Consider the following 13,926-nt stretch of genomic DNA (forward strand, 5'->3'; position numbering starts at 1 on the left):
ATTTTAAAACTTTCATCAATTGATAGCCAATTTTTTGTATTTTGAAAGCCTATTTATGCAATTGAAAAATTTAATATATCATTATTATATAGTACCTTTGCACACGAAATTTAAAGAGTTTAAATATTAATTCATACTCAATACGGAGTATTAAGAAGACAAATTTATGAGTATACCTCAAGCGTTTACAGAAATGATTACTCTTGCAGATGGCAGAGAAATCACTATCGAAACAGGGAAATTGGCCAAGCAGGCTGACGGATCTGTGGTCGTAAAAATGGGTGGAACAATGCTTTTAGCAACTGTTGTAGCCAATAAAGAAGCAAATCCTGGTGTAGATTTTTTACCATTAACAGTTGATTACAGAGAAAAATTCTATGCAGGTGGAAGAATTCCTGGAAACTTCTTCCGTAGAGAAGCAAGACCCTCAGATCAGGAAATTTTAACAATGCGTTTGGTGGACAGAGTTTTACGTCCGCTTTTCCCTGAAGATTTCCATGCTGAAGTTCAGGTAATGATTTCATTAATTTCTTATGACGGGAAAACAATTCCTGATGATTTAGCAGGTTTGGCAGCTTCTGCAGCCATTGCTATTACAGATATCCCTTTCAACGGACCAATGTCTGAAGTAAGAGTTGTAAGATTTGACGGAGTACTTTCTATCAATCCAAGCTACGAAGAATTGAAAAATTCTGAGTTAGACATCATGGTTGGAGCTACTAAAGATTCCATCGTAATGGTAGAAGGAGAAATGAAAGAAATTTCTGAGCAGGAAATGTTGGAAGCTATTAATTTTGGTCATGCTGAAATTAAAAAGCAAATCGAAGCTCAGGAAAGATTAGCAGAAAAAGTAGGAAAAGCTTTCCCTAAGAGAGAATATTCTCACGAAACTCATGACGAAGAAATTCGTGAAAAAGTTTGGAAAGAAACTTACGATAAAGTATATGAAGTAGCAAGAACTCCATCTGGAAAAGAGGAGAGAGGAGAAAAATTCAAAGCGGTTCGTGAAGAATTTTTAGCTCAATATGCTGAAAACGAAGAAGAACTGGAAAGAGTAACTCCTTTCGTAAAAGTATATTACCATGACGTAGAAAAAGAAGCAATGCGTCAGATGATCCTTGAAGACAACATCCGTCTTGATGGCCGTGATCCTCAGACGATCCGTCCAATCTGGTCTGAAATTGATTACCTTCCGGGAGCTCACGGTTCTGCAGTATTTACAAGAGGTGAAACTCAATCTCTAACAGCAGTAACTTTAGGTTCTGTAAAGGACGCCAACATGGTAGACAGCGTAATTACTCAACACGACGAGAAATTCTTCTTGCATTATAACTTCCCTCCATTCTCTACAGGTGAAGCAAGACCTCTAAGAGGAACATCAAGAAGAGAAGTAGGACACGGTAACCTTGCTCAGAGAGCATTGCAGGCTGTTATTCCTGAAGAAAATCCATATACAATCAGAATTGTTTCTGATATCCTTGAGTCAAACGGTTCATCTTCGATGGCAACAGTTTGTGCAGGAACATTAGCATTGATGGATGCAGGTGTAAAAATTACAAAACCTGTTTCCGGTATTGCAATGGGATTGATCACAGATGCAAAATCTGGTAAATTTACTGTACTTTCTGATATCTTAGGAGATGAAGATCACCTTGGTGATATGGACTTCAAAGTAACAGGTACTGCAGATGGTATTACAGCTTGTCAGATGGATATTAAGATCCAGGGACTTTCTATGGATATCATGGAGAAAGCATTGATGCAGGCTAGAGACGGAAGATTACACATCTTAAATAAAATTACTGAAACTATTTCTGAGCCAAGAGCAGACGTGAAACCTCACGCTCCGAAAATGGTGGTAATGGAGATCTCTAAAGACTTCATTGGTGCTGTAATCGGGCCTGGTGGAAAAATCATTCAGCAGATGCAGAAAGATACAGATACTGTTATTGCTATTGAAGAAGTTGGTGAAATCGGACGTATCGAAATTGCAGGAACAGACAGAGAGAAAATCAATGCAGCTGTTGCTAAGATCAATGAAATTACTTTCGTACCAGTTATAGGTGAAGTTTACAAAGGTAAAGTAGTGAAAGTAATGGACTTCGGTGCATTCGTAGCAATTGCTAAAGGAACAGAAGGACTTCTTCATATTTCTGAAATTGAATGGGCTCGTCTTGATAAAGTTCCTTATGCAGAAGGTGATGAAGTAGAAGTGAAGTTCATGGGTTACGATGACCGTAAGAAAATGAAACTTTCCCGTAAAGTTCTTTTACCAAGACCTCCAAGACCGGAAGGACAAGGTAGACCAGAAGGGCAGAGAAGACCAGAAGGACAAGGAAGACCTGAGGGACAAAGAAGACCAGAAGGACAAAAGCCAGAAGGTGAAAGACCTGTGGAAAACGAAACTCCTTCTAACGAAGCTTAATAAGATTCATTCTTAAACATAAAAAATCCCTCAATTTGAGGGATTTTTGCTTTTTATGTCATTGCGAAATGTGTAGCATTGAAGCAATCTCATCATTTTTATTTAAATTTTCAAAAGTGAGATTGCTTCGCCTTCGGCTCGCAATGACGTTATTACGTTCCAATTCTCTGTTTCAGATCCTCAGCACCTCCCGTTTTTCTGGGCTGTCCGTTTTTAGAAGAACCCAAATTATATGTATAAGAGATTGTAGCAACACGCGTATCTCTTTTTACCGCAAAGTTTTCTATATAATCATTATAAACAGTCTGTCCTTTGATATTGCTGGTAAAGAAAACATCCGTAAATGAAAGTTTCAGTACGCTATTGTTCTTAAACTTCTTTTGTGCTCCGATATTCAAATACCAGTTCGGGCTCATATTCAGATAGGCGTAGACTTCCCTGGCTTTGTAATTTCCTGTAAGCTCTGCAGTGAAGCCATTTCCCAGTTTAAAGGAATTGATACTGTTGATGCTATATGTAAAATTCCCCTTATTATTAATCTGAGTTCCGGAAACATTTCCAGTGTAGGAGCCATAATAGAAATTGGCACTGTTGCTCATATCCCACCATTGGGTCACTTTCACCGGAGCGATTAGGTTTAAACCAAAATAAGAAGCAGAACTCAGGTTTTCAATCGTCTGTACCGTTACCACCTGTCCGTTTTCTATTACAGGTTTTAAGATGTCTGTAATGTTGTCAGAAGTCTTGCTGTAGCTTAATGTGGCAAAATATTTATTATTCAGACTATAGGTCAGTTCATAATTCATGGTGATTTGTGGGTTCAGATCAGGATTTCCGGCTTTCAGTGTGGTAGGATCAAGATAGAATTTAAAAGGATTCAGCTGGTTGTAGCTTGGTCTTGTAATCCTTCTGCTGAAATTGATTTCAAGGTTGCTCTTATCCGTAAGATCATAACTCAAAACAGCACTTGGGAACAGCTGGGTGTAATTTCTCTTATTAACCTGATTCGTTGTAATCTGAGTTCCTTTTACATTGGTGTTTTCAAGTCTTAAACCACCCGTAACCTTGAATTTCTCCCATTTTTTTGAAACATTTCCGTACGCTGCATTGATGTTTTCTTCATAAATAAAATGATTGGTTTTAGTAAGATCAGGAATGAGGGTACCAGAAGTTGCATTGAAGAACTTCAGATCATTATCTGTCTTTACAAAACTGGTTTTCACCCCGCTTTCCAGTTTCCAGTCACTGCTGAAGTTTTTTGTAAGATCGGATTTTAAAGAATAAATATTCAGCTTTCCATCCATATCTCCTTTAATGATATCAAGATTGTCCGTACCACTGGCTATATCATGGGTTCTTGTATCAAAGCTCTGCAAAGAAGAATTGGCGTAATTAATATAGTCAAAATCCGTAGAAATATCAGAACCCAAAGAATCAATCGTGTATTTATGATTAAGGTTGAATGAAAGATTCGTCCATCGGTCATTCGATCTGTTGACTGTCGTAAATGAGCTTTCAGGAAGATAGCTGCTGCCAAGGGTTACATTGGAATTGTCTCCGTTCACATTGAATTTGTTGGAAACCAGCCCTACAGAAAACCCAAGCACATTTTTATCGTTCAGATAATAATCCATTCCTGCTTTGGCCACATGACTGTTGAATTTGAATCTCAGATAATTGTCCTGTACATACGCTTTTTTAAAATTGTTGGCTTCATAGAAATTTCTGTCGAGAACCAATCCATTGTAAGCTTCTCTGTATGCAAAGCTGTAATTTCCGAAAATATTGATCTTTTTATTCCTGTGGTTGATGCTGAAACTATTGTTGTTTTTTACATACTTTCCTGTTCCTAAAGACGTGGAAATACTTCCGTTGGTTCCTTTTCTTTGTTCTTTTTTAAGTTTAATATTAATAATCGCAGATCCTGCAGCATCATATTTGGAAGAAGGGTTGGTGATAAATTCTATTTTTTCAATAGTAGAAGAGGGGATTCCCTTCAGGTAATTGGCAAGATCCGCTCCGGTCATGGGTGTATTTTTACCATCGATCTGAATCAGGAGATTTCCTTTTCCGCGAAGGCTGATATTATCGTTATTATCGATATTCACTCCCGGAGCTTTTTCCAGAACTTCAAAAGCAGAATTTCCCGTGTTGGCAATGCTGTTCTCAACATTCATAATCATTTTTCCATCCTGCCTTTCAATCAGAGGTTTGGTTTTCGTAATCGTTACTCCTTCAATGGATTTTACATTCAGGTCAATGGGATTGAGTGCCTTATTTTCGGTGAGTGAAATATTTTCCGAATGGTAGACTTCAGTACCATTTTTATTAATCTTTATCTGATAAGTTCCTTCTTTTAAATCATTAAAATTAAACTTACCATTACTATCAGCAATTTCTGTTTTGATCAATTTCTGTTCAGCATTAAAGAGGTTGATCTCCATCTGCTCTGCTTTGCCGGATTGTATATTTCCTGACAAAGATAAACTCTGTGTAGTCTGTTGTGCGGCCAGCCTGCTGTTGAACAGGATTAGCATCCAGACCGATAAGAGTAAAAATATTCTGGTCATAGCGTTTTACTTTTTAGGATTAAGACAGTTTTCTGAAATTTTCAGTAAAGCGGTATACATTACTTTCAGTTCTTTTTCGTTGATTCCCTTTAAAGCTATTTTACGGTTCTCTTCTACAATATTCTGAACCTCTTTGATCACTTTTACCCCGGAATCTGTCACTTCCAATTGGGTTTTTCTTCGGTCTTCAGGATGAACTTTTCTGATAATGTATTCGGATTTTACCATTAAATCAATTATTCTGGTCACAGAAGCATTATCCTTAAAAACAAGATCACCAATTTCATTCTGGGTAATTCCCGGGTTTTCCAGAATCGCTTTGATGATGAGCCACTGATCAATGGTGATTGTAAAACCATGGGCTTTCAGCTGTCGCTGGGCATAGTTTCTGTAGGCTCGGATTGCTTTGTCTATGTTGTAGAATATAATTGAATTTAATTTTTCCATAATTTCAGATTTAAAATGATGTATCAATTATTGATATATCAATTAATTAGTGAATCATCATTTTATTTTGTTACAAATCCTGAAAAATAATTTCATGAAAAATTAAAAACTGTTGTTACCTTCTTTTGGTTTTGCCTTGATAGAGGCTGTTTTAGGCCTTGAAGTAAAAGTTATATTTTCTATGGTTTTGAATAATCTGTCGATTTGTTTTCTGGTTGAAGCATCAGGTGCAACGTTATAAAACTCATTGATCAGATCCAGAGATGTAGGTTTCTTGGGATATTGATTGTTATTGAGGAAATTCTTCAATGCTATATTTACTCTTTTTTCACCCATTAAATTACTCAATTCTACCATCGCAGCAGCCCCTTTGGAATACGAAATATGAGGGACATCTCCGGTTGCTTTATAAATCGGAACATTTTCAGACAGCCCTTTTTCATTATCGTAGATTTGTTGATGTACATTGATTCTTTCCATCATTTTTTCTGTACCGTGCATTTTTTTATAGAGCATCATTTCAGTATACATTGCCAGTGTTTCGGTAAGCATCACAGAACCTTCTCTGTCATCAGGATTAATCTGACTGTTTCCCCACCAGAGATGGGAAAGTTCATGACCAGCCAGTTCATTAATGACATCCTGCTTTTTGTCTGCCTGAATATTGGCGTGAAAAACCATGTCTTCCGGCATAAAAACCGCAGATAGATATGCTGTAGCCGCAAAACCTTTGGTAAAGGAAGAAATCTCCGCAAAATTGATGGTTTTAAAAGGATATTTTCCGAAATTCTGCTGACAGTAATCTAACGTAAATTTTGCATTTTCAAGAAGGTGATTCACATTTTCAAAGTGTTTCTGATGATAAAAGACATTGATGATAGTTCCTTTATAATGAATACTTTTTAACTCATATTTTGCGGATGAAACGGCAAACCGGAAAGGAATCTGATCGGCTTTATACTCGAAATAATTACGGCTGGATGACGACCATTTTTTTATTAAATCTCCCGTTCCTATCGCTGTCTGGCTCTTTTCAGTGGAAATAATCATACTCAAATTGATAAAATCCTTTTTTGAAACTTCTGGAGCTTCTGGTTTCTTCAGTTCAGTGAGTTTTCCAAGCTTGAATTGGCTTCGTTCTTTTTCATCCTGACTTTCATAATCTTTCTGATAACCAATCGTTGGATAATATCTGCTGATCCTCATAAAAGAACCATTTTCAATAACAGCATTGAAAGACTGATGACCGTTGACAGCAAACCATTGATAAGATAATGTAAAATCAAGGAAAGCTGTTTTTCCCGGTAGAAGAGGCTGTTTAAATGAAACTTCCGTGATATTTTTATGAATCTTTTTCGTTTCATTACCTTTTGTCATGACAGCAGATTCCAGTTTTAAATCCTCATTAAAATTGATCAGAATCTTATGGATAGGCTGATCTGTTTGATTTTTAAGCGTATATTTTCCAACAATCTGATAAGCATTTTCCGAAGGATTGAGTTTAATTTCTGTGGTAATATCAGAAATATCAGGTTGTGGAAGGGTTGAATATTTCCGATATTTTTTTTCATATTCTACAGAACTTAAGATAGCTTGATCTTTATCTTTAGGAATATAACCTTTCATAAACAATACTCCGGCAAAGATTCCTGAGATTAACAGAATAATATTGAAACAAGAGGAAATTACAGGGATTTTTTTAATTTTTATAATGCTGTTGAATATCCATAGAATGATGATAATACCCGCTCCGAACAGAAGCCTTTGAGCAAAAGCCTTTTCATAGATTCCATAGCCGTTAAAATCGCTGTAAGTACCTTTAAAATCAGAAAATATTCTGAAAAGAGGGTAAGAAATCAATTTCCCTGAAACCGGACCTGATAATACAAATACGGCAAGTATCGAAACTCCGAGGGCAATGAATTTATTGGGAATCCGGTCATTCATCAAAAGAATCAACCCGGAAAACAGAATTAATGGAAAAGTATTGAACAGGAAAACACCAAGATAAGCCTTCCAGTCTATATGAAAATACTGATAAGCGGCCTGAAAAATGATCCCCTGAATAATTAAAATTCCCGTAAAGAAAAACAGCAGAAAACAGATCGAAATAAAATGTCCGGTTAATCTGTTTTTTGAAAAATAAGTGCTGTTTTCAATCAGAGAAAATCCTGAAAAAGGACTTCTCCAGTAGATATCATTTAAAAAATAAGCGGAAATAAGAAGCCCAAGCAGATGAAAGTTTTCTGAGATGGTTGTCGCCATAAGCCCTGATCCTGCATATTTCTGGGGAAGACGAATCCCTTTTTCAATTTCGGCATACATTTCCATTCCGACAGAGAACAATAACAGAATGGAAACAGCAGGAACCGCAATACTTTTAAACAGATACGTAAGATCAGTTTTTGCAAAAGATAGTACAGACCGGAAAGAACTCCATCTGTTAAAGTTGGGAGTAACTGTAGAGTATTCTGAAGTATTTGTTTCAGATAATACAAAGGAGTTTCCTAATGTTTTTACTTTCCGTCCGGAGGTATTGGAGAAAGAAAATAATCTGAGCGAAAGAAGCAAAAACCCAAGTGATATGAAGCAAAATAAAAGTCTGTTGAACAAAAGATACCCCGAAAAAGGAACTATCTGAATATTTTTCTGTTGAGCAGTCAAATCACAGGCCTGCATAAAATAAGCGGACAATCCAAAAGGATCTATTAAAGCCGAAAATTGTTGCGTTTCCAACGACTGAGGATGACTTCCTGCCATAAATGGAGAATTGGAAAACAGCATAATAATCATATAAAAAACATATAATAGTAATCCACCTACTACAACCAGCAGTTTTCTCTTCACAGTAAAAGCAATGAGAAACAGAAAACTACAGATAAGCAGACTATTGATAAAACCGAAGATCAATAAGGGATAGAGGTAATGTAAGATATTAAAACCTTCCTGCATCTCACTTCCGGTACGCATCATCTGACCTATGATAAATCCTGTCATTAAGAAAGAAAAGCTTAAAAAAGTCTGTAAAAAATAGATGCAGAATTTCCCTCTCAGATACGTTAACTTTGAAAAAGGAAATGAAAAAAGGATACTGTCAAATTTGGAATCCTGATCTTTAAAAAGCAGCTGCAATGCATATACGGTAGCGAAAAAAATCACGGCAAGGCTTAGCGTTCCGGTCATAAAACCAGTGGTGTAAGGCGAGTTTAAATAAATTCCTTCTCCTACTGAAAGATTGAACTGGCTGCCGCAAAAAATACCGAGACCAATTAAAAGTAAGGCCACAAGATAGGTGAGCCAGTGCTTGGAAGAGCGTCTGGCTTCGAATAAAAATAAAGTGTTCATGATTAAGGTTTTTGGGTGAGGGTGTGGAAGTAAACGTGTTCCAGCAAAGGCGTTACTGGGCTAAACTCTTTTGGAAATTCTTCAGAAAATACAATGATATGAAGTTCTCTCTCCAAAAGCTGTCGGCTGATGATTTCATAATTGGAACGATAACTTTCCAGTTCGTTTTTGTCAATAGGTTTTGACCAGATTCTATTTTCCAGTTCTGCGATCAGTGTTCCGGGGTTTCCTTTTCGGAGGATGTGTCCGTGGTTCATCACTGCCATTTCCGAACAGAGGTTTCTGACGTCTTCAACGAGATGCGTGGACAGAATAACAATAATATCCTGACTGATATCATTGAGCAGTGTATTGAAACGGTTTCGTTCCTCCGGATCTAATCCTGCTGTTGGTTCATCTACAATAATGATTTTTGGATCTCCCAATAAGGCTTGTGCAACACCAAAACGCTGTTTCATTCCACCCGAAAAAGTATGGACTTCTTTTTTAGCAAAATCAGAAAGATTGACTTTTTCCAGCAAACCCAGAATTTGATTTTTACGTTTGTTTTTATCGGTAATCCCTTTTAATATAGCAATATGCTCCAATAAATCATACGCTGAAACTTTCGGATACACTCCGAAATCCTGAGGAAGAAATCCTAGATTCTGTTTGATATAATCAGGATTTTTAACGATATCCACTTCATTGAAAAGCAGTGTTCCGGAGGTGGGCTTCTGAAGTCCGACAATGGTTTTCATTAAAGACGATTTTCCGGCTCCGTTCGGACCAAGCAGTCCAAACATTCCGTTGTTGATGTCCAGTGAAATGTTTTTAATAGCCTGGAAACCATTTTTGTAGGTAAGGCTGAGATTGTTGATGGTTAATGTGTTCATGACGTTGTGTTTGGGGAATAGAAGGACAGGCAGCCTTTCGGCAGCGATTTTAGAAGTTCGATTTTAGTTGCTAGTTGCTGGTTGCTGGTTGCTGGATGATGGAAGTTCGAAGTTAGTTGCTAGATGCTAGATGCTGGAAGTTAGAAAAAAACTTTTATACTCCCACCCTCAAACGCTCTCACCCTCAAACTCTCCAACGCTCAAACCCCGAATCCCGCAACTTGTTTACTCTTTAAACTCAAGAATATCTCCCGGCTGGCATTCCAGGATTTTACAGATGGCTTCAAGGGTATCGAAGCGGACTCCTTTGGCTTTGCCGGTTTTCAGGATAGAGAGGTTCACGGGCGTGATACCCAGTTTTTCTGCCAATTCTTTACTCTGCATTTTTCGTTTGGCAAGCATCACATCTAAGTTGACTATAATTGGCATTTTAAATAAATAGGTCTTGTTCGTTTTGCAAATGTAGTCCTTGCTTAAAGATATTCGCAAGAAACAGACAGAAAATTCCAAGCATAAAGTGAATAAACACCAGTCCCCATATCATACTTTCTACTTCCACAAAGAAACTCGCGATTATAACCAGTGGAAGCGGGATGAAAATATTGTACAGGTAAAATTTCTTAAGCCGGATGATATTTTCCTGAGTAAACAGTTTCTGCTGGAAAAATACTTTGAAAACCCGGGCAGATAGCCAGAAAAAGATTCCATAAGTAATAAGCACCAGCATAAAAGAAAATATCATATACGGATAATTGTTTTCTATATTCAGAAAGGGCTGTTCTGTAAACGGATAATTGATGTGGAGAAACTGTCCTTCTTTATAAGGCGTAACCGAAAATCCGGTGATCAAACAGAATAAGGAATACACAAAAGTGATTAAATATCCGGCTGAAAGTAAGGCACAGATATAAAATAAAATCCTTGAAATAATTTTGGTCTGGTTCATGGTACGAACTTTAATTGATATTGCAAATGTATAATTAATTATCGTAAAACAATAATTAATTTAAATAAAATTTTATTTTCTAAAATAAGAATCCATCAATAAACTGAAAGAAATAGGGTGATAATCACGGTTTTTAATTAATTTTAATAACAAAAAAGTTAACCGACTTATCCCTTTCATTAATACTCGAGCTTAAAGATTAACAAAGGTTTTCTTATTGATAGCCCTTCGACAGGCTCAGGGTGACAACTCGAATACCAACCGAAATTTTTAAGCACTGTCTGGCTGAGCCTGTCGAAGCTATTATTACTAAAAGGGATAGATAAAAAAATTGAAATCATGGCTTACAATACAGAACTTGCCGACCGGGTACGTGAACGGCTTTCGATGGAAAATAATATAGACATTGAAGAAAAGAAAATGTTCAGCGGACTGTCTTTTTTGGTGAACGGAAAGATGTGCATCAACATCAGTCATGATAATCTGATGTGTCGTTATGATCCCGAACTGGAAGATGAAGTTTCGGAGAAGAAAGGCTTTCTGCCGATGATCATGAAAGGAAAACAGTTAAACGGATATTGCTATGTAGAACCCATCGGTTTTAAAAAAGCAGATGATTTTGAGTACTGGATCAAGATCTGTCTGGATTATAATCCGTTAGCGAAGGCGGCGAAGAAGTGAGCTGTTGGGTTTGAGAGTAAGAAAGTGGGAGCGCTGAATTTCAACAGTCCCACCATTCATAACTTTTCATTATCGTACAGTTTTTTTCTGATTTGAATTAAGATTTTTGTTGTTTTATCCAGATCCGGAGAGTCGGGGAGGCTGGAGGTGGAATAATGGTTTTCTATTGATTGTATCAGAGTTTCTGCCTTTTCCATAACATTTTCATAAGACTGATTGCCAGCTTTGATATCTAAAAGTTCATCACGGTTTTCTACGCGGATCGTCAGTGAACCGGTTTTAAAAATCTGTTCACAGGACTGCAGCAGCCGGATGGTGTGCATCATATTCTTGCTGTCATAATTCTGACCGTGAGTCTGATTGACATTGTAACGGTCTTCATTGCGCTCAGAAACCCATTTCCAGTATTCCCTGTAATCTTTGCAATACACAGAGTAGGCATCCAGATTGCAATACAGATATACAACCGGTTTTTCATCTTTGGGAACAGATGATAAGGAAACCTGATTAGCTTCTTCATTCTGAATAACTCCTTTATATCCCAATGTTCCCGATTCATCATAAAATAAAGCATACATTCCTTTGGTATGATCAATACTTATTAATCCACATTTTTCCTGTGAGAAACCATCCTCATGCAGCCACTTTTTCAACGGTACAGAACCCTGTCCATCAAGGATAAAGCAGAAATCCAAGATTGATTTTCTTTCTTTATCAATAGGATTTAAAATCTTTTTGTTGAGACCCTTTGCCTTTTTAATCTGTGAAACAGCATATCCAGCAAAGGTATCTTTGCACAGTTTGGATAGAAAATCCTCAGTTTTCAATAGATCCATCAACGGATGTTTGTATTGAATACAATCTTCCGGACTTGCCAGAATTTCCAGAATATTAGGATTGTTTTTCTGAAGCAATTCTACAAATCTCCCGATTTCATAATACGTAATATCATTTGTTTCATTGGAAATCTGCGGAATATAATTCAGGCCAAAGAATTCTTCCTTCGGCAGATAATATACCCCACGGATATCCGTATCAGAATTTTCCGTTGCCAATCCGAAAGCCCGGCTTCCGGAAATGGCTTCGAAAAGGAGGAGATTTTTGTTTTTTAGGTTTTGGATGGTCATGATTTTTATATTTTTTTTCGGAATAATCGTGGTATATTAAGTGAACTTCAAAAATTAAAGTGCATCAAAAGTTTCTTTAATGACTTCCGGTAAAGGTCTGAATTGTGTAAGAAATTTATATTTTATTCCTGCAGTTGTTTTATAAGATGATAAATTATATCCTACATTGCCTTTTTCTTCTTTATTGAGAACGAGATTGTCATAGTTTCCCAGATCCATGGTGATAGTCAGTTCTTCTCCAGACTTTTTGAACTCTTCATAACAGTTGTTGATAAAATCAAAAGAAGGATTTGTTCTGTCAAAACAATCTTCTTTTACACGAAATTCATAAACTGCATCATCAAGCTGCTGTAACAATGTAGCCAAATCTGCATCATTTCCGTGAATTTCTTTGTATCGGGTAACAACTAATTCAATAAAAGCTTCCGTATAGAAAATAATAAAACTATCATCATCAACATTCCAAAAAATACTATAAAAATAATTGTGTTTAGGAAGATCATACCTTTTGAAAGTTTCAATCACTGATAAAGGGACTTCAATTCCCATTTCTTCCTTTAAAAATTGACACCTTTCAATAAATTCATGTATTTTTTCTTTCTCTTTGGGAATCAATTTTTCAATCTCCTTTTTAAGGGGTTGAATGTACTTCTTTTTGAAGAAGTTAAATATTTTCATGTTATCTTTCTTTAAAGTTTTAATATCTCCCTAAAAACCCTTTCCATCTCCCCTTTATCCGCCTTTCCTCCAGATAAACCTTTCGCTTTTTCTTCATTCTCTGCTACCGTTTTCTCAAGAAAATCAAAAAGTATCCAATCATTCGGGTGGTAGTAAGATTCTCCTTTGGTCGCTTTTAGGGCTACAAGATCTTCTATTTTTCGTCTGGTGTTATCATCCGTCAAAACAAGCAAATCACTGAAAAGTATAGGTGGAACTGTTCCTTTCTCTATGATCCATTTTCCGGTGAGTGTAGTTCGGAGGCAATAAAAATAACTTTTTAATTTTACTTCATCGCTTCTGCATGCTTCCAGATATTTCTTGCTCATGCTCAGATAATGATAAGAAACTGCTACCGGAGAGAAGCAGGCCTCAGCCAAGGGTTTAAAGAGTTCTAAAAACCTTTCATCCGCTTTATAAACGATAGGAGAGTAAAACCAGCTTAGCAAAGCTGCATTCGATTTTAGCAGCAGGTGAAACGTCTTTCGCAGATCCCAACCCGAGCCATCCAGATCATCTTCTGTCATAAATTCTATCGTTTCATCCTTATCCCAGGGAGAAAGATACCAGTCTTTTTCATGACGGTATATAAAACGTATATCATAATCACTGTCAGGAGACGCAAAGCCCCACGCTCTGCTCCCTGATTCTACTGCCAGAAGGACTTCTACCCCTTTTGCAGTCTCAACTTCTTTTATTTTTTCAAGTATTTTTGGTGTCATTGTTTTGTATTTATGATGCAAAGTAAATAGTATTGTACGCAATGTACTCGCGTAGTTATTTTGTGTTATAA

At 36.7% G+C, this 13,926-nt stretch carries 11 protein-coding genes; 2 read left to right on the top strand and 9 right to left on the bottom strand.

The annotated features are described in order from the left end of the window. The first annotated feature begins 166 nt into the window (after positions 1-166). Positions 167-2,425 (top strand): polyribonucleotide nucleotidyltransferase, encoded by a 2,259-nt coding sequence (locus LKL37_RS00990; RefSeq protein ID WP_431608720.1) that lies wholly within the window; start codon positions 167-169, stop codon positions 2,423-2,425. Between the two features lie 152 nt (positions 2,426-2,577). On the opposite strand, the gene LKL37_RS00995 is transcribed toward LKL37_RS00990, so the two are convergent. The 6 genes from LKL37_RS00995 to LKL37_RS01020 all read right to left on the bottom strand — a co-directional run bounded on the left by LKL37_RS00995 (position 2,578) and on the right by LKL37_RS01020 (position 10,608). Further along, positions 2,578-4,995, bottom strand: a complete 2,418-nt coding sequence (locus LKL37_RS00995) for a TonB-dependent receptor domain-containing protein (RefSeq protein WP_431608721.1) — start codon at positions 4,993-4,995, stop codon at positions 2,578-2,580. 6 nt (positions 4,996-5,001) lie between these two features. Beyond that, complete coding sequence (locus tag LKL37_RS01000; protein ID WP_431608722.1) at positions 5,002-5,442, bottom strand: MarR family winged helix-turn-helix transcriptional regulator; 441 nt, start codon at positions 5,440-5,442, stop codon at positions 5,002-5,004. Positions 5,443-5,544: 102 nt separating this feature from the next. Continuing rightward, positions 5,545-8,787, bottom strand: coding sequence for a M1 family aminopeptidase (locus LKL37_RS01005; RefSeq protein ID WP_431608723.1), 3,243 nt, complete (start codon positions 8,785-8,787; stop codon positions 5,545-5,547). A gap of 2 nt (positions 8,788-8,789) precedes the next feature. Beyond that, the gene (locus LKL37_RS01010; RefSeq protein WP_431608724.1) at positions 8,790-9,662 is read right to left on the bottom strand and encodes an ABC transporter ATP-binding protein; all 873 of its coding nucleotides are present in this window, start codon (positions 9,660-9,662) and stop codon (positions 8,790-8,792) included. A gap of 225 nt (positions 9,663-9,887) precedes the next feature. Then, entirely contained in the window at positions 9,888-10,091 is a 204-nt protein-coding gene (locus LKL37_RS01015; protein ID WP_002980904.1) for a helix-turn-helix domain-containing protein, read from the bottom strand. Position 10,092: 1 nt separating this feature from the next. Then, positions 10,093-10,608, bottom strand: a complete 516-nt coding sequence (locus tag LKL37_RS01020) for a DUF2975 domain-containing protein (RefSeq protein WP_431608725.1) — start codon at positions 10,606-10,608, stop codon at positions 10,093-10,095. 339 nt (positions 10,609-10,947) lie between these two features. Between LKL37_RS01020 and LKL37_RS01025 the strand changes: the two genes are divergently transcribed. After that, positions 10,948-11,289 (top strand): TfoX/Sxy family protein, encoded by a 342-nt coding sequence (locus LKL37_RS01025; RefSeq protein WP_431608726.1) that lies wholly within the window; start codon positions 10,948-10,950, stop codon positions 11,287-11,289. 56 nt (positions 11,290-11,345) lie between these two features. Here LKL37_RS01025 and LKL37_RS01030 read toward each other — a convergent pair whose 3' ends face one another. The 3 genes from LKL37_RS01030 to LKL37_RS01040 are packed head-to-tail and all read right to left on the bottom strand — an operon-like array spanning position 11,346 to position 13,855. Then, on the bottom strand, positions 11,346-12,416 hold the full coding sequence (locus LKL37_RS01030; RefSeq protein ID WP_431608727.1) for a nucleotidyltransferase domain-containing protein: 1,071 nt from the start codon (positions 12,414-12,416) through the stop codon (positions 11,346-11,348). 54 nt (positions 12,417-12,470) lie between these two features. Next, positions 12,471-13,094: a hypothetical protein gene (locus LKL37_RS01035; RefSeq protein WP_431608728.1), complete on the bottom strand. Its 624-nt coding sequence runs from the start codon at positions 13,092-13,094 to the stop codon at positions 12,471-12,473. Between the two features lie 11 nt (positions 13,095-13,105). Next, positions 13,106-13,855, bottom strand: coding sequence for a nucleotidyltransferase domain-containing protein (locus tag LKL37_RS01040; protein WP_431608729.1), 750 nt, complete (start codon positions 13,853-13,855; stop codon positions 13,106-13,108). Positions 13,856-13,926 lie beyond the last annotated feature (71 nt).

It is taken from the genome of Chryseobacterium sp. 'Rf worker isolate 10' (genome assembly GCF_050753305.1).
In the GTDB taxonomy this organism is placed as follows: domain Bacteria; phylum Bacteroidota; class Bacteroidia; order Flavobacteriales; family Weeksellaceae; genus Chryseobacterium.

Excerpts from the sequence above, each read along its gene's own strand:
- LKL37_RS01010 (WP_431608724.1), bottom strand. The coding sequence starts at position 9,662 with ATGAACACATTAACCATCAACAATCTCAGCCTTACCTACAAAAATGGT.
- LKL37_RS00990 (WP_431608720.1), top strand. The coding sequence starts at position 167 with ATGAGTATACCTCAAGCGTTTACAGAAATGATTACTCTTGCAGATGGC.
- LKL37_RS01040 (WP_431608729.1), bottom strand. The coding sequence starts at position 13,855 with ATGACACCAAAAATACTTGAAAAAATAAAAGAAGTTGAGACTGCAAAA.
- LKL37_RS01025 (WP_431608726.1), top strand. The coding sequence starts at position 10,948 with ATGGCTTACAATACAGAACTTGCCGACCGGGTACGTGAACGGCTTTCG.
- LKL37_RS01030 (WP_431608727.1), bottom strand. The coding sequence starts at position 12,416 with ATGACCATCCAAAACCTAAAAAACAAAAATCTCCTCCTTTTCGAAGCC.
- LKL37_RS00995 (WP_431608721.1), bottom strand. The coding sequence starts at position 4,995 with ATGACCAGAATATTTTTACTCTTATCGGTCTGGATGCTAATCCTGTTC.
- LKL37_RS01005 (WP_431608723.1), bottom strand. The coding sequence starts at position 8,787 with ATGAACACTTTATTTTTATTCGAAGCCAGACGCTCTTCCAAGCACTGG.
- LKL37_RS01000 (WP_431608722.1), bottom strand. The coding sequence starts at position 5,442 with ATGGAAAAATTAAATTCAATTATATTCTACAACATAGACAAAGCAATC.
- LKL37_RS01015 (WP_002980904.1), bottom strand. The coding sequence starts at position 10,091 with ATGCCAATTATAGTCAACTTAGATGTGATGCTTGCCAAACGAAAAATG.
- LKL37_RS01020 (WP_431608725.1), bottom strand. The coding sequence starts at position 10,608 with ATGAACCAGACCAAAATTATTTCAAGGATTTTATTTTATATCTGTGCC.
- LKL37_RS01035 (WP_431608728.1), bottom strand. The coding sequence starts at position 13,094 with ATGAAAATATTTAACTTCTTCAAAAAGAAGTACATTCAACCCCTTAAA.